General features: G+C 71.0%; 13 protein-coding genes. 9 read left to right on the forward strand and 4 right to left on the reverse strand.

The window, feature by feature from the left end; genetic code table 11:
* The first annotated feature begins 97 nt into the window (after window positions 1–97).
* Both recQ and LTL01_RS05975 read left to right on the forward strand, forming a co-directional pair.
* Window positions 98–2,107, forward strand: a complete 2,010-nt coding sequence (gene recQ, locus LTL01_RS05970; RefSeq protein WP_236967807.1) for a DNA helicase RecQ — start codon at window positions 98–100, stop codon at window positions 2,105–2,107.
* Between the two features lie 181 nt (window positions 2,108–2,288).
* Entirely contained in the window at window positions 2,289–4,394 is a 2,106-nt protein-coding gene (locus LTL01_RS05975; RefSeq protein ID WP_236967808.1) for an acyl-CoA dehydrogenase family protein, read from the forward strand.
* 104 nt (window positions 4,395–4,498) lie between these two features.
* On the opposite strand, the gene LTL01_RS05980 is transcribed toward LTL01_RS05975, so the two are convergent.
* Window positions 4,499–5,047 carry a type 1 glutamine amidotransferase domain-containing protein gene (locus tag LTL01_RS05980; RefSeq protein ID WP_236967810.1) on the reverse strand — a complete coding sequence of 183 codons (549 nt, stop codon included), beginning with the start codon at window positions 5,045–5,047 and terminating at the stop codon, window positions 4,499–4,501.
* A gap of 107 nt (window positions 5,048–5,154) precedes the next feature.
* On the opposite strand from LTL01_RS05980, the gene LTL01_RS05985 reads away from it, so the two are divergent.
* From LTL01_RS05985 to LTL01_RS06000, 4 genes are read left to right on the forward strand one after another with little or no spacing between them, the layout of a single operon-like run.
* Window positions 5,155–5,733, forward strand: a complete 579-nt coding sequence (locus LTL01_RS05985) for a DNA-3-methyladenine glycosylase I (protein ID WP_236967811.1) — start codon at window positions 5,155–5,157, stop codon at window positions 5,731–5,733.
* Window positions 5,734–5,757: 24 nt separating this feature from the next.
* Window positions 5,758–5,985 (forward strand): hypothetical protein, encoded by a 228-nt coding sequence (locus tag LTL01_RS05990; RefSeq protein WP_053546559.1) that lies wholly within the window; start codon window positions 5,758–5,760, stop codon window positions 5,983–5,985.
* A complete protein-coding gene (locus LTL01_RS05995) occupies window positions 5,982–6,407 on the forward strand; it encodes a TA system VapC family ribonuclease toxin (RefSeq protein WP_053546558.1) in 426 nt (141 codons plus the stop codon). Before LTL01_RS05990 ends, LTL01_RS05995 begins: the two co-directional genes overlap by 4 nt.
* Window positions 6,408–6,450: 43 nt before the next feature.
* Window positions 6,451–8,805, forward strand: a complete 2,355-nt coding sequence (locus tag LTL01_RS06000; RefSeq protein WP_236967812.1) for an ATP-binding cassette domain-containing protein — start codon at window positions 6,451–6,453, stop codon at window positions 8,803–8,805.
* Between the two features lie 9 nt (window positions 8,806–8,814).
* On the opposite strand, the gene LTL01_RS06005 is transcribed toward LTL01_RS06000, so the two are convergent.
* The 3 genes from LTL01_RS06005 to LTL01_RS06015 all read right to left on the reverse strand — a co-directional run bounded on the left by LTL01_RS06005 (window position 8,815) and on the right by LTL01_RS06015 (window position 12,195).
* Entirely contained in the window at window positions 8,815–9,342 is a 528-nt protein-coding gene (locus LTL01_RS06005; protein WP_236967813.1) for a recombinase family protein, read from the reverse strand.
* A 66-nt stretch (window positions 9,343–9,408) separates the two neighbouring features.
* Window positions 9,409–11,154, reverse strand: a complete 1,746-nt coding sequence (locus LTL01_RS06010; RefSeq protein WP_053546556.1) for a cation:proton antiporter — start codon at window positions 11,152–11,154, stop codon at window positions 9,409–9,411.
* Complete coding sequence (locus LTL01_RS06015) at window positions 11,155–12,195, reverse strand: malate dehydrogenase (RefSeq protein ID WP_236967814.1); 1,041 nt, start codon at window positions 12,193–12,195, stop codon at window positions 11,155–11,157.
* 75 nt (window positions 12,196–12,270) lie between these two features.
* Between LTL01_RS06015 and ypfJ the strand changes: the two genes are divergently transcribed.
* The 3 genes from ypfJ (at window position 12,271) to LTL01_RS06030 (ending at window position 15,963) form a co-directional block, all read left to right on the forward strand.
* Entirely contained in the window at window positions 12,271–13,140 is an 870-nt protein-coding gene (ypfJ, locus tag LTL01_RS06020; protein ID WP_236967815.1) for a KPN_02809 family neutral zinc metallopeptidase, read from the forward strand.
* On the forward strand, window positions 13,137–14,129 hold the full coding sequence (gene pip, locus LTL01_RS06025; protein WP_236967817.1) for a prolyl aminopeptidase: 993 nt from the start codon (window positions 13,137–13,139) through the stop codon (window positions 14,127–14,129). The genes ypfJ and pip overlap by 4 nt, the downstream gene beginning before the upstream one ends.
* Window positions 14,130–14,436: 307 nt before the next feature.
* Window positions 14,437–15,963: a DEAD/DEAH box helicase gene (locus LTL01_RS06030; protein WP_236967818.1), complete on the forward strand. Its 1,527-nt coding sequence runs from the start codon at window positions 14,437–14,439 to the stop codon at window positions 15,961–15,963.
* Window positions 15,964–16,039 lie beyond the last annotated feature (76 nt).

Here is a 16,039-nt window from a genome sequence, read left to right on the forward strand (position 1 = left end):
ATCGCACACGCTTCCGACATTCTCCTCGAACATCTGTTCTCCACAGAAGTGCCCCCGCGCCCCACGTCGTGTCGGGGTCGGCGGTTACGCTGGAGGAATGCCGCGTCCTGTCGAACCCGCCGACCCGGGGGTGCCGTTCGACGACGCCCCGCCGTTCGACGACGTCCCGCCGGACGAGTGGGCGCCGCCCGAGGACGACGGCTGGATGCCGCCCCCCGAGCCGTACGGAGGGTCGGGTGCCCCGTCCGCCGCGGCGTCGCCCGCCGCCGCTGCGCCCCCGGTCCGCGACTTCACCGGCACCGCGCCCGCCGACGTCCTCCGCGAGGTCTACGGGTACGACGCGTTCCGCGGCGATCAGGCCGCGATCATCGATCAGGTGACCGGCGGCGGTGACGCGGTCGTGCTCATGCCGACCGGCGGCGGTAAGAGCGTCTGCTACCAGGTGCCCGCGCTCGTCCGGCCCGGCACCGGCCTCGTGGTCAGCCCCCTCATCGCCCTCATGCACGATCAGGTCGACGCGCTCGTGGCCAACGGCGTGCGGGCGGCGTACCTCAACTCCACGCAGGATGCCGCCGAGCGGCGCCGCGTCGAGCAGGCGTATGTGAGCGGCGGGCTCGACCTCCTCTACGTCGCCCCCGAGCGGCTGAACACCGACTCGGCCCGCCGCCTCCTCGGGCAGGGCCGGCTCAGCGTGATCGCCATCGACGAGGCCCACTGCGTCTCGCAGTGGGGGCACGACTTCCGCCCCGACTACCTCGGCCTCGGCGATCTCGCCGAGCGCTTCCCCGACGTCCCGCGGATCGCCCTGACCGCGACCGCGACGCCCGCGACCCACCGGGAGATCTCCGAGCGGCTCCAGCTCCCGGGTGCCCGCCACTTCGTCTCCAGCTTCGACCGCCCGAACATCCAGTACCGCATCGAGGCGAAGTCCGACCCGCGCCGTCAGCTGACCGCGTTCATCCGTTCGCAGCCCGAGGGAGCCGCAGGCATCGTCTACGCGCTGAGCCGGAAGTCGGTCGAACAGACCGCCGAGTACCTGAGCGCCCAGGGCATCGACGCCCTGCCTTACCACGCGGGTCTTCCCGCGGAGACGCGCGCGGCCAACCAGTCCCGCTTCCTCCGCGAGGACGGGGTCGTGATGGTCGCCACCATCGCGTTCGGGATGGGCATCGACAAGCCCGACGTCCGCTTCGTCGCCCACATCGACCTGCCGAAGTCCGTGGAGGGCTACTACCAGGAGACCGGTCGCGCAGGCCGCGACGGCCAGCCCGCCGTCGCGTGGATGGCCTACGGTCTCGGCGACGTCGTGCAGCAGCGGCGCATGATCGACCAGTCGCCCGGCGACCGCACCTACAAGATGCGACTCGGCCAGCACCTGGACGCCATGCTGGCCCTCTGCGAGACGGTCGGATGCCGCCGCCAGAACCTCCTCGGCTACTTCGGAGAAGCCTCCACCCCGTGCGGCAACTGCGACACGTGCATCGAGGCCCCCGACACGTGGGACGGACTCGTCCCCGCGCAGAAGCTGCTGTCGACCATCGTGCGCCTCCAGCGCGAGCGCAACCAGGCATTCGGCGCGGGCCACCTGATCGACATCCTCCGCGGCGCCTCGACCGACCGCATCCGTCAGCAGGGGCACGATGCCCTGTCGACCTATGGGCTCGGTGCCGACCTGTCGGACCAGGACTGGCGGAGCGTCATCCGTCAGCTCCTCGCCCGCGGGATCCTGGTCGCCCGCGGCGAGTACGGCACCCTCGCGCTGGGCGAGAGTGCCGGGGGCGTGCTCCGCGGCGAGACCCCCGTGCCTCTCCGTCGCGACACCATCGGTCGCACGTCGGCGCCGCGCGTCCGACGCGCCGCCGCGCCCGACGGGGTGGCGGCGGGAGATGTCCCGCTGTTCGAGGCGCTCCGTGCCTGGCGGGCGGGTGTCGCGCGCGAGCTCGGCGTCCCGGCGTACATCGTCTTCGGCGACGCCACCCTCCGCGCCCTCGCGCAGCGGCGTCCGTCCTCGCTCGCCGATCTCGATGGGGTTCCCGGCATCGGCGCGAAGAAGCGTGAAGCCTACGGCGACGCGGTCCTGGAGGTCGTGGCCGAACAGGCCGCGTGAGCAGGTAGCCCGAGCGGGTCGCCCGCCCGCGGCGGCGGCCGCCTGTCGATCGGACACAACCGCTCCCGGCGCGAAGCCCTGGCATCCTTGTGGGTTAAGTCCAACGGAGTTTGCCCAGCCTTGTGGGAGACCTACCGTTGAGCCAACCTTGCTCCTGTCCATCCCTCGAAAGGTGATGCACATGGCTGACGCCGCCGTCCGCACATCCAGGCCCGCCACCAACCGCCGCACTCCCGCCGGCGGCGCTCCCCGGGCGCCCCACTCCGCCGCCGAGGCCGCCGAGGCCCGCATCGACATCGCCGCCGTGGAGAACATGCTCCTCGGCACGTGGGCCGACACCCGCCGCGAGACGCGCGAGGCCATCAAGGACTCCGCCTTCTGGCAGGTCACCGGCCAGACGAAAGAGGAGCACCGCGAGCGGGTCCTCACCCAGCTGCACATGCTCGTCGACATCGACGGGTCGCGTCGCGCGTTCCCGGCCGAGTACGGCGGACAAGACAACAACGGCGCCAACATCGCCGGATTCGAAGAGCTGGTCCTCGCCGACCCGAGCCTGCAGATCAAGTCCGGCGTGCAGTGGGGTCTCTTCGGCTCGGCGATCTACCAGCTCGGCACGAAGACCCACTGGGACCGCTGGCTCCCCGCGGTCATCTCGCTCGAGCTCCCCGGTGCCTTCGCAATGACCGAGACCGGTCACGGATCGGACGTCGCGGCCATTGGCACGACCGCCACCTACGACCCCGACACCGAAGAATTCGTCATCAACACCCCGTTCCGCGGCGCGTGGAAGGACTACCTCGGCAACGCCGCCCTCCACGGCAAGGCGGCCACCGTCTTCGCCCAGCTGATCACCGGCGGCGTCAACTACGGCGTGCACTGCTTCTTCGTGCCGCTGCGCGATGACGAGGGCGCCTTCCTCCCGGGAATCGGCGGCGAGGACGACGGCGTCAAGGGCGGCCTGAACGGTATCGACAACGGGCGCCTCCACTTCGATCACGTCCGCGTCCCGCGCGAGAACCTCCTCAACCGCTACGGCGACGTCGCCCCCGACGGCAGCTACTCCTCCGACATCGCCAGCCCCGGTCGCCGCTTCTTCACGATGCTCGGCGCGCTGGTCCAGGGTCGCGTCTCGCTCGACGGCGCGGCGACGACGGCATCCGCCCTCGCGCTGAAGATCGCCGTGACGTACGGCAACCAGCGTCGTCAGTTCGATTCGGGCAGCGGCACCGACGAGGTCACCCTGCTCGACTACGGCAAGCACCAGCGCCGTCTCCTTCCGCTCATTGCGCAGAACTACGCGCAGTTCTTCGCGCACGACGAGCTGCTGACGACGTTCGACGGTGTCTTCTCGGGCCGCAATGACACCCCCGACGAGCGGGAGAACCTCGAGACGCTCGCTGCCGCTCTGAAGCCGCTGTCCACGTGGAACGCCCTGAACACGATTCAGGAAGCACGCGAAGCGTGCGGCGGCCAGGGCTTCCTCGCCGAGAACCGCCTCGTGGGCCTGCACCACGACCTCGACGTCTACGTCACCTTCGAGGGCGACAACAACGTGCTGCTGCAGCTGGTGGGCAAGCGTCTGCTCGCCGACTACGCCCGCCAGTTCAAGGGCGCGGATGCCGCGGCGCTGGCGAAGTTCGCCGTCGGCCAGACCGCCGGGAAGGTGTTCCACGGCGCCGGACTCCGTCAGCTCGGACAGGCCGTCGCCGACTTCGGCTCCACGGCCCGCTCGGTCGAGCTCGGCCTGCGTGCCGAGCAGCAGCACGAGCTGCTCGCCGGCCGCGTCGAGCAGATGGTCGCCGACCTCGCCACGGCGCTCCGCCCGGCATCCAAGCTGTCGCCGGCCGAGGCGGCCGACCTGTTCAACCAGCACCAGGCCGAACTCATCGAGGCGGCCCGCGCGCACGGGGAGCTGCTCCAGTGGGAGGCGTTCTCCGACGGGGTGAAGGCGATCCAGGACGAGGGGACCCGTCAGGTGCTCACCTGGCTGCGCGACCTGTTCGGGCTCCACCTCATCGAGAAGCACCTCGCGTGGTACCTCATCAACGGGCGGCTCTCGGCCCAGCGTGCGGCATCCGTCTCGCGCTACATCGGCCGGCTGTGCACCCGACTCCGTCCGCACGCGCAGGATCTCGTCGACGCCTACGGCCTCGCGCCGGAGCACGTCCGTGCACCCATCGCGTCGGGCGCTGAGCAGGAGCGCCAGGATGAGGCCCGCGAGCACTACGCGCGTCTGAAGGCCTCGGGCGACGCGCCCACGTCCGAGAAGGCGCTGAAGAAGAAGTAGGTCGCACCCGCACGGAAAACAGGAGATCCGGCGAGAACAGGACGATTCGGGGAAATCGGACCTGCGCTCGCCGGATCTCCTGCTCCGGTGAGGGAGAGTGACCGTCAGGCGGTCTGCTCGGCGTGGGCGCCCTCGGCGATCTCCTCGATCACCTTCGCGTTGAAGGCGGGGAGGTCCTCCGGCGTGCGGCTGGTGACGAACCCGGCGTCGACGACGACCTCCTCGTCGACCCAGGTCGCACCGGCGTTGCGCAGGTCGGTCTTGAGGCTCGCGAAGCTCGTGAGCGTACGGCCCGAGACCACGTCGGCCTCGATGAGCGTCCACGCCGCGTGGCAGATGGCGCCCACGGGCTTGTGCTGGGCGAAGAACGCGCGGGAGAAGGCGACGGATGCGTCGTCCATCCGCAGATCATCGGCGTTGACCACGCCGCCCGGGAGGACGAGTGCGTCGAAGTCGGCGGCATCCGCATCCGACGACACGATGTCGACGCTCTGGGAGTGGCCGTTCTTGCCGGTGATGGAGCCGGCGGCGGGGGCGACCATGACCGCGGTGGCTCCGGCGGCCGTGACCGCCTCCCAGGGGGAGGTGAGTTCGCTGTCTTCGAATCCGTCCGTCGCGAGGAAGGCGACGCGCTTTCCGGTGAGATCTGTCATGCCCTCACGGTAGGCAGGGTGCGTGCCGGCGTGCGCGGGGTTGACACCGCGCGGCGACGTGGCATCATCCGCGTGCGCGCGTCGGTGGCGGCTCCTATGCTGGCGCGATGATCGGGGATGTCGTGGTCGGCGACGACGGACGCAGCCGGTGCGCGTGGGTGGGGGCGGATGCCGAGTACGCGCGGTACCACGATGAGGAGTGGGGGCATGAGCTCCGCGGTGATCGCGCGCTGTTCGAGAAGGTGAGCCTCGAGGGCTTTCAAGCGGGCCTGTCGTGGATCACGATCCTCCGCAAGCGCCCGCGTTTCCGCGAGGTCTTCGCCGGTTTCGAACCGGAGGTCGTGGCGGCGTTCGACGACGCGGACGTCGAGCGCCTGATGACGGATGCCGGCATCATCCGCAACCGCGCAAAGATCCTCGCCACGATCTCCAACGCGGACCTGGTCGCGCAGATGGAACCGGGGGAGTTCGAGGCCCTGCTGTGGTCGTTCGCCCCGACATCCGGGGTGCGCCCGACGACCCTCGCGGACGTGCCGGCGGTGACGGCGGAGTCCGAGGCGATGAGCAAGGCCCTCCGCAGACGCGGCTTCCGCTTCGTGGGGCCCACGACCATGTACGCCCTCATGCAGTCGGCGGGCATGGTCGACGACCACGTCGTCGCGTGCTGGCGAGCCGTTGACGAGTGATGCGTGATGCATGATGCTTGATGCATGCGCACGACCCTCACGATCGATGACGACGTCCTCGCCGCCGCGAAGCAGTTCGCCGACGTCCGCGGCATCACCCTCGGCGAAGCCATCTCGCAGCTCGCCCGCGCGACGCTCACCGAGCGGCGCCGATTCGGTACGCGCAACGGCGTCGTGCTCCTGCCCACCCAGGCCTCGTCGGGGAGCGCCGGCCTCGACGACGTCAACGCCCTCCGAGACGACCTCGCGTGACGCGTCATCTGCTCGACGTCAACGTCGTCATCGCCCTGATCGATCCCCTGCACGTTCATCACGAACGAGCGCACGCGTGGTTCGCCACCCGCGACGCGCCGTGGTGCACCAGCCCGACGGTGCAGAATGGTGTCGTCCGCGTCGTCAGCCACCCGAAGTACCCGAACACCCAGCCCGCGCCCACGGTGATCGCGAGCCTCGCGAGCCTCGCCGCGCAGCCGGATCACGAGTTCCTCCCCGACTCGGTCAGTCTGCTGGACGCATCGGTGCACACCGAGCGCCTGCTGGCGAGCTCGCAGGTCACCGACACCTATCTGCTGCACCTGGCCGCGTCGTACGAGGCGAGGCTCGCGACGTTCGATACCCGGATCGTCACCGCGGCGGTACCCTCGGGCGCGGAGGTCGTCTTCGCCATCCCCTAGACGCCGCGGCCGGGCCGGTCGACGATCGACGGAGGGACCCACGATGAGTGACTACACCGGAACGCACATCGCCGACGCGCACGACGTGATCCGCGTCATCGGGGCGCGCGAGAACAACCTGAAGAACGTCGACGTGGAGATCCCCAAACGCCGGCTGACGGTGTTCACCGGAGTCAGCGGGTCGGGGAAGTCCTCGCTCGTCTTCGGCACGATCGCGAGCGAGTCCCAGCGCCTCATCAACGAGACTTACCCGACCTTCGTCCAGCAGTTCATGGCGCAGCTGAACAGACCCGACGTCGACGGTCTCGAGAACGTGAGCCCCGCGATCATCGTCGACCAGGAGCGCATGGGGGCGAACGCCCGGTCGACCGTGGGCACCGCGACCGATGCCCACGCGATGCTCCGGATGCTGTTCAGCCGCCTCGGGCAGCCGCACGTCGGATCGCCGCAGGCCTTCTCGTTCAACATCCCCTCCGTCTCCGGTGCCGGCGCGATGACGCGCGAGAAGAACGGGGAGACCGTCAAGGAACGCCGGTCGTTCGAGATCACCGGGGGGATGTGCCCGCGCTGCGAAGGTCTCGGCGAGGTCAGCGACATCGACCTCGACGAGCTGGTCGACCGCGAGAAGTCGCTCGCCGACGGTGCGATCACGATCCCCGGCTACAGCGTCGACGGGTGGCTCGTACGCATCTTCACCGAATCCGGCTTCATCGATCCCCACAAGCCCGTGAAGGACTTCACCGAGAGCGAGCACCACGACTTCTTCTACAAGGAGCCGGTGAAGGTCAAGGTGCAGAACATGTCGATGACCTACGAGGGCATCGTCCCGAAGATCACCAAGAGCATGCTGCAGAAGGACCGGGAGGCGTTGCAGCCGCACATCCGCGCGTTCGTCGACCGCGCCGTGAAGTTCCAGCCGTGCCCCGACTGCGGCGGCACCCGCCTCAACGACGGCGCGCGCTCCTCGAAGATCGGCGACGTCAACATCGCCGATGCCGCTGCCATGCAGATCACCGACCTCGCGGCGTGGCTCGACACGATCGACGACCCCGCCGTGGCCCCGCTCCTCGCGACCCTGCGGCGCACCATCGCGTCGTTCATCGACATCGGTCTCGGCTACCTCTCCCTCGACCGCTCGGCGGGGACGCTCTCGGGCGGCGAGTCGCAGCGGACGAAGATGATCCGGCATTTGGGCTCGGCCCTCACCGACGTCACCTACGTCTTCGACGAGCCCACCGCGGGCCTGCATCCGCACGACATCGCCCGCATGAACCGGCTTCTGACCCAGCTGCGCGACAAGGGCAACACGGTGCTGGTCGTCGAGCACAAGCCCGAGGTCATCGAGATCGCCGATCACATCGTCGACCTGGGCCCGGGCGCCGGGCGCGCGGGCGGCGAGGTCCAGTACGTCGGCGACGTGGCCGGGCTCCGCGCCTCGGGGACGGTCACCGGGCGCCATCTCGACGACCGTGCCCGGGTGAAGGACACCGTCCGAACCCCCTCCGGCGCGATCGAGATCCGCGGGGCCACGCGCCACAACCTCCGGGGCGTGGACGTCGACATCCCGCTCGGTATCCTCACCGTCGTCACGGGGGTCGCGGGGTCGGGGAAGTCCTCGCTCATCCACGGCAGCCTGCCCGACCGCGACGGGGTGGTCGTCGTCGACCAGGCCCCGATCAAGGGCAACCGGCGCTCCAGCCCCGCGACCTACACCGGGCTCATGGATGCCGTGCGCTCCGCCTTCGCCAAGGCGAACGGCGTGAAGCCGGGCCTCTTCAGCGCTAACTCCGAGGGTGCGTGCATCGCGTGCCGCGGCCTCGGCGTGATCATCACCACCCTCGGTTTCACCCAGACCGTGGAGACCCTCTGCGAGGTCTGCGACGGCAGCGGGTTCAGCGACACCGTCCTGGAGTACCGCCTGAACGGGAAGAACATCGCCGAGGTGCTGGCGATGTCGGCGACCGAGGCCGCGGACTTCTTCCCCACCGGGGCGGTCCACACCACTCTCATCCGCATGATCGACGTCGGGCTCGGCTACATCACGCTCGGCCAGGCGCTCACGACGCTCTCGGGCGGCGAGCGGCAGCGTCTGAAGCTGGCGATCTCGATGGCGAAGAAGGGCGTGATCTACGTCCTCGACGAACCGACGACGGGCCTGCACCTCGCCGACGTGCAGGCGATGCTCGGGCTGCTGGATCGCCTCGTCGACGCGGGCAACAGCGTCATCGTCATCGAGCACCACCAGGCCGTGATGGCCCACGCCGACTGGATCATCGACCTGGGCCCCGGAGCGGGCCACGACGGCGGGCGCATCGTGTTCGAGGGGACTCCGTCCGCCCTGGTCGCGGCGCGCTCGACGCTCACGGGCGAGCACCTCGCGGCGTACGTCGGCGTCTGAAAGATCCCCTCAGCGCCCGGTGTCGAAGAGGTGCCGGCCGCCCGGCTCGAGGACCTTCACGACGACGCCGCGGCGATGGAGCTCGGCGACCGTCCGGGTCTCCTCGTCGATGTCGCGGCCGAGGGCGTGCACGTTCGCCACGACCAGCACGTCACCGCGCTGCAGCGTGCCGAACAGGCGCACGAGCCGCTCCTCCCAGCTCTCCAGGATCTCGGGAGACGGATGCCGGAACCCCTCGATCGGGACGCCGAACCGTGTCAGCGCATCGCGCTGCGCGACCACCGAGGGCATGTCATCGCGTGAGATCACGAGTCCGACGAGGCGCGAACCGGCCGGGCGTGCGCGCCACCAGTGCCGATCCTGCTGCAGCTCGGTGAAGCACTTCGGGCACTCGGCCGCGGGGTGCGGGAGGTGCAGCGGACTCGTGTCCGCGGTCACGGCGTCGTCGGCCGCGCGCTGTCGGTGCACCGAGACATCCACGGCGACGTCCACTACGGCATCCGTCCCCGTCGACGGAGCCTCACCGATCTCACTCATGGGAGCCCTTTCACGTGAACGCCCATTCTCTCCCGGATCCGCGGGGATCGCACCTCGGGGCGGGTCTCACTCGCCGTCGAGCCGCAGTTGCAGGCTGAGCTCGTCGGCGTCGAGCTCAGCGAGGGCGTGGCGGAGAGCGGCGGTGCTGTATTCGCCGCCGTGCGACAGCTCCTCCAGCCGCGCGCGCATCGCGTCGATCAGCGCCATCCGCAGCTCGAGCAGATCGCGGGCGAGGGTGGTGGTGTCGTCGTCCGGCGGTTCGGTGAGGCGCCGGCCGACGCGTTCGACGAGGTGCTCCGGGAACGGGGAACCGTCGCGACGGCGGAGTCCCGGCTCCTCGAGAGCGGATGCCGCGGCCCGGCGCAGCGCGTCGTCGATCCGGGTCTGCTCCTCGCGTGTGATCGCATCCTGGGCGGAATCGTCCAGCCGCAGCATCCGCACCAGCGCCCGGAGGGTGAAGCCCTGCAGCATGAGGCTTCCGACCGCCACGGCGAAGGCGACGAAGACGAGCAGTGCGCGGTCGGGACTGTCGCGGGGAAGGGTCTGGGCGGCGGCGAGGGTGACGACGCCGCGCATCCCCGCCCAGACGATGATCGTGCCGTGCTTCCAGCCGAGGGGCGTCGCCTGGTAGTAGTCCAGGTCCGCCATCATGCGCGACACGCGCGCGCGGGCCGCTGCGATCCGGGACTGACGGACCTCGGGGTCGGTGCGGCTGAGCCGCGGTGGTCGTTCGGCGGCGGCGTCCAGGCGCTGCTGGGCATCGTCCAGACGTTCCCGTCTCCGACCGCGTCGACGCGCCCGTCGACCCTGGAGCCAGAGGAGGAAGGCGACGTAGACGCTCCGGACGGCGAGGATGATCACGAGCGCGACCGCGGCGAGGCCGACCCCCTGGCCGATTCCCTGCGGCGATTCGCGGAGGTCGAGAAGGATCTCCTTCAGTTCCAGTCCCATCAGGAGGAACACCGCGCCCTCGAGCACGAGCTCGATCGTCCGCCAGTTCAGCTCGTTCGACAGCCGCTGCTCCGGAGTGAACCACCGGGCCGACCCCTGCCCGGTGACGATGCCGGCGACGACGGCGGCGACGAGTCCCGAACCGCCGAGCTCTTCGGTGGGGAGGTAGGCGGCGAACGGGACGATGAAGCCGATCGCGGTGCCGGCCGCCGAGTGCGAAAGCGCGGCCCGCAGGCGCAGGTTCAGCCACCCGATGATCCCGCCGACGACGAGGGCGACGAGGACGCCCCACAGGAACGACCCGACGAAGTCCGGAGCCTCCACCGTCGTCGTCGCGCTCGCACCGATCGCGGCGGCAGCGACCGCCGTGCGGAGGATCACGAGGGACGTCGCGTCGTTCAGGAGGCTCTCGCCCTCGAGCAGCGTCACGACGCGCCGCGAGATGCCCAGGCGCTTGACGATCGAGGTCGCCACGGCATCCGTGGGGCTGAGGATCGCCCCGAGGGCGAGGGCCAGGAAGAAGTCCAGACTCGGGATGACGGCCTGGAAGAAGAGGGCGAGGACCACGGCGCTGACGACCACGAGCAGGACCGAGAGGCCGGCGATGGGCCGGAAATCCCGGCGGAACTCGATCGCCGGCATCGACACCGCCGCCGAATACAGCAGGGGTGGGAGGACGCCGACGAGAATCAGTTCCGGGTCGACCTCGATCGGCGGGACGAACGGGAGGAGGCTCACTCCGATCCCGATGATCACGAGCGCGAGGGGCCCCGCGATGCCGAGCCGGGGCGCGAGGGCCGTGGCGAGGGTGATGACGAGGACGCCGAGGATCGCCGCCAGGACGATCTCGGTGGGCCCCACCTACCGCCCCCCGAGATCGCGGACCGCGGCGCGCTCGGCGACCAGCTCGTCGACGGAGGTCCGCAGCAGCGCTCGTCCGCGGTCGTCGAGGGCGAGACCCTCCACGGCGCGATAGCCACCGTCCGACCCGGACACACCGGGAGACACGACCGGCATCGAACAGACCAGGCCTTCCGGGATGCCGTACTCGCCGTGCGACACGATCGCCGCCGAGGTCCGGCGGCCGTCGGTGCCCAGCTGCTCGTCCCGCACATGCTGGATCACGGCGTGCGCCGCGGAGGCCACCGACGACGAGCCGCGGACCTCGATGATCTCCGCACCCCGGCGGGCGACGCGCGGGAGGAAGGTCTCGTCCAGCCACGTCTGCGCCGCATCCCCGCCGCCGAACCGCTCGGCGAGGGCGTCGAGGACAGGGCGCTCGCCGTCCGGCATCCGCACGCGCGCGTGGGCGACATCGGGGAACTGGGTCGCGGAGTGATTCCCCCAGACGATCAGCCCGTCGACCGCGGCCGGGGAGACCTCGAGGACGCCGGCGATCTGCGCCACCGCGCGGTTGTGGTCCAGTCGCGTGAGCGCCGAGAAGCGCTCGGCCGGGATCTCGGGCGCCGCCGCCGCGGCGGCGAGGAGGGCGTTGGTGTTGGCGGGATTCCCGACCACGACCGCACGGATGCCGGGGGCGGCGGCCTCGGCGATCGCTCGACCCTGCGGCCCGAAGATGCCGGCGTTCGCGGCGAGGAGGTCGGCGCGCTCCATGCCCGGTCCGCGGGGGCGGGCGCCGACGAGGAGGGCGATGTCGGCGCCGTCGAACCCGACCCGCGCGTCGTCGGTGACCTCGACGTCCTGAAGGAGAGGGAAGGCGCCGTCCTGCAGCTCGAGGGCTGCGCCTTCGGCCGCGCGGAGGCCCTGGGGGATCTCGAGCAGACGCAGACGCACCGGGCGGTCGGTGCCGAGCATCTCGCCCGCGGCGATGCGGAACAGCAGGGCGTATCCGATCTGCCCTCCGGCGCCGGTGAGGGTGATCGTCGTCGCGTCGCGCACCATGGTGCGAGCCTACTCATCCGCGTGCGCACGGGTGGGTCCGCGTGCGCGGACGCGGGGGGGCTGTACCGTCAACCCATGACGTTCAACGACAACGCCCGCGTGGGCGGTCATTCCGCCAAACGGCGGGGACGGGGCGTCGCGATCGCGGGCGGCGGCGTGGCCGGCCTCGGAGTGATCGCCGTGCTCCTGCTCAACCTCTTCACCGGCGGCGACTTCTCGGGATTCCTCCCCACCGACTCGGGGCAGGCCTCGGGCGGCGAGAGCGAGATCGCCGAGTGCGACACGGGCGCCGACGCCAATGCCCGCGACGACTGCCGGCTCGCCGCGGCGACCCTCGCCGTCGATCAGTACTGGGAGGGCGAGCTCCGCGGGTACCGCCCGCCGACCCCGATCATCGTAGACGGCTCGACCTCGACGCCGTGCGGCACCGCGTCGAACCAGACCGGGCCCTTCTACTGTCCCGCGGACGAGACCGTCTACATCGATCCGACGTTCTTCTCGCTGCTGCGCGAACGCTTCGACGCCACCGGCGGCCCTCTCGCGCAGCTCTACGTCCTCGCGCACGAGTACGCCCACCACGTGCAGTACATCACCGGTGTGTTCGAGCAGTACCCGCCCGGCGACAGCGGACCGGACAGCAACGGCGTCCGCCTGGAGCTCCAGGCCGACTGCCTCGCCGGTGCCTGGGTCGGTGCGATGAGCGAGCAGGTCGACGAGAACGGCACCCCGTTCCTCCAGGCGCCGACCGAGGCGCAGATCCAGGACGCGCTGAACGCCGCCGCGACCGTCGGCGACGACCACATCCAGGAGGTCTCGACCGGACGCGTCTCGCCGGAGACCTGGACCCACGGCTCCAGCGAACAGCGGCAGGGCTGGTTCCAGACCGGCTACCGTGAGGGCCCCGCGGCCTGCGACACCTTCGCCGTGGACGGGAGCCAGCTGTGACGGCCCATCTCGACGGCATCCTGTACCCGCCGATCGAGCCGTACGACACCGGCGAGCTGCTCGTCGGCGACGGCAACCGCGTCTTCTACGAGCAGAGCGGGAACCCCGACGGCAAGCCCGTGGTGTTCCTCCACGGCGGCCCCGGCGGGGGGACCTCGCCCTGGCACCGCCGCTTCTTCGACCCCGAGCGGTACCGCATCATCCTTCTGGACCAGCGCGGATGCGGGCGGTCGACGCCGCACGCGAGCGCGCCGGATGCCGACCTCCGCCACAACACCACGTGGCACCTCGTGGCCGACATCGACCTGCTGCGCCGGAACCTCGGCATCGACCGGTGGCAGGTCTTCGGCGGCTCGTGGGGGAGCGCCCTCGCCCTGGCGTACGCGCAGACGCACCCCGAGGCGGTCACCGAGATCGTGCTGCGCGGGATCTTCACGCTGCGCCGGCACGAGCTGGAGTGGTTCTACGAGGGCGGCGCCGGGGCGGTGTTCCCCGACCTCTGGGCGGACTTCATCGCGCCGATCCCGGTGCTGGAGCGCTCGCGCATGATCGAGGCGTACCACCGGCGGCTGTTCGACCCCGACCCCGCGGTCCACCGCCCCGCGGGCCTCGCCTGGACCCGGTGGGAGGCGTCGACCCTGACCCTCCGTCCTGACCCGGAACTCGTCGCGGCGATGACCGACCCCGACACCGCGGTCGCCTTCGCGCGGATCGAGAACCACTACTTCGTCCACGAGGGATGGTTCCGCGAGGGGCAGCTCATCGAGAACGCCCGGATCCTCCGCGGCATCCCGGCCGTCATCGTGCAGGGACGCTACGACGTCTGCACCCCGATGATGACCGCGTGGGATCTCCACCGGGCGTGGCCCGAGGCCGACTTCGTCGTGGTTTCGGATGCCGGGCACGCGGCATCCGAACCCGGGATCGCCACGGCGCTGCGGGCGGCGACCGACCGGTTCGCGGACGACGCCGTCACCTCCGAGGGGTGAGGTCGGGGGCCGGGTTGGTCTTTCGCCGCCTCCAGGCCCCCATGCCGTCGCTGCACAACGAGGTCTTCCACCACTGATCGGCGTCCTCCCGGGAGTGCTCGCCGCCGACGTCCAGCCGTGTGCTGGTAGTGTCGGAGACCTTGCAGCGCGATTCTCGCGCTTCTTGCGTCGTTAGAACGCTTCTCTCGCCCGCATCCGCTCTCCCGTAGCGGATGCCGTCGGCCGATGACATTCACGCGGCGACCCGGGATCGAAATCCGATCCCGGCCACCGACCCCAGGCGCCAGTGCGCGCCGGAGACATCCCCATGACCGAAATGACTTTCGGCGCGCTCGGCGTGCCGCAGCCCCTCGTCGACGCCCTCGCGGCGGACGGCAAGACCACGGCCTTCCCGATCCAGGCCGACACCCTTCCCGACACCCTCGCCGGCCGCGACGTCCTCGGCCGCGGCAAGACGGGCTCGGGCAAGACCCTCGCCTTCTCGCTGCCCCTCGTCGCCCGCATCGCCGAGCGCCGCACCGGACCCGCGCGTCGCGGACGCCGCCCCCTGGGCCTCGTCCTCGCCCCCACGCGCGAGCTCGCCACGCAGATCGACGCCGTCCTCGCCCCGCTCGCCGCGGCGACGGGCCTGGTGACCACGACGATCTTCGGCGGCGTGAACCAGAACCGTCAGGTGCAGGCCCTCGCCGCCGGCGTCGACATCGTCGTCGCCTGCCCCGGGCGCCTGGAAGACCTCATGCGCCAGGGCTTCGCGCACCTGGACGCCGTGGAGATCACCGTCATCGACGAGGCCGACCACATGGCCGACCTCGGCTTCCTGCCGGTCGTCACCCGCATCCTCGCCGCGACCCCCGCGCAGGGACAGCGCCTGCTGTTCAGCGCGACGCTGGACAACGGCGTCGACAAGCTCGTCGCGCGGTTCCTCCGCAACCAGGTGCTGCACTCGGTCGACGAGGCGCACTCCCCGGTCGCGGCGATGACCCACCACGTCTTCACCGTCGCCGACGCCGACGCGAAGAAGGACCTCGTGAAGACCCTCGCCTCCGGCACGGGTCGCCGCATCCTCTTCTCCCGTACGAAGCACCACGCGAAGAAGCTCGCGAAGCAGCTCACCTCGCAGGGCATCCCGGCGGTCGACCTGCACGGCAACCTGTCGCAGCCGGCGCGCGACCGCAACCTCGCCGCGTTCTCGTCGGGCGCCGCCCGCGTGCTCGTGGCCACGGACGTCGCCGCCCGCGGCGTGCACGTCGACGACGTCGAACTCGTCGTCCACGTCGACCCGCCCACCGAGCACAAGGCGTACCTGCACCGTTCGGGCCGCACCGCCCGCGCCGGCGCCGAGGGCGCGGTCGTGACCGTCGTCCTTCCCGAGCAGCGTCGCGACGTCACGCAGCTGCTGCGCAAGGCCGAGATCAGCGTCGCCCCGGTGCAGGTCACCGCGACGGATGCCGTCGTGGCCGAGCTCGTCGGCGAGGTCGCCGCGTACGTGAAGCCCGAGCCCGTCGTCGCCGCCCCTCAGGGTGGCGGACGCAGCCAGGGCGCGAACGCGCAGCGCAAGCGCGCGGCGCGCGGCGAGTCCGGATCCGGTGCCGGTGCGGCATCCGGCGGGGCCTCCCGCGGTCGCCGTCGTCCCCAGGGCGCCGGCGGTTCCGACCGCGCGCAGACGTCGGGTGCCACGCGCACCGGGCACGCTCCCGCCGAGCGTTCCGTTGCTCCCTCCGGCAACCCCCGCTCGACCGGACGCCGGGCCTCCGGCGGCGGCGCCCAGGGCGGGAAGCTCATGGTCGGCTCCGTCGTGCGCGACAACGGCCGGGGCCGTCGCACCGGGCGCTGACCCGGGCACCCGCTCCTTCTCCGACCCACGCATCCTGCGCCGGGAGACGCCGTTTCGACGGTGCCTCCCGGCGCAG

Origin of the sequence: Microbacterium aurantiacum (assembly GCF_021654035.1) — a bacterium.
Lineage (GTDB): Bacteria > Actinomycetota > Actinomycetes > Actinomycetales > Microbacteriaceae > Microbacterium > Microbacterium aurantiacum.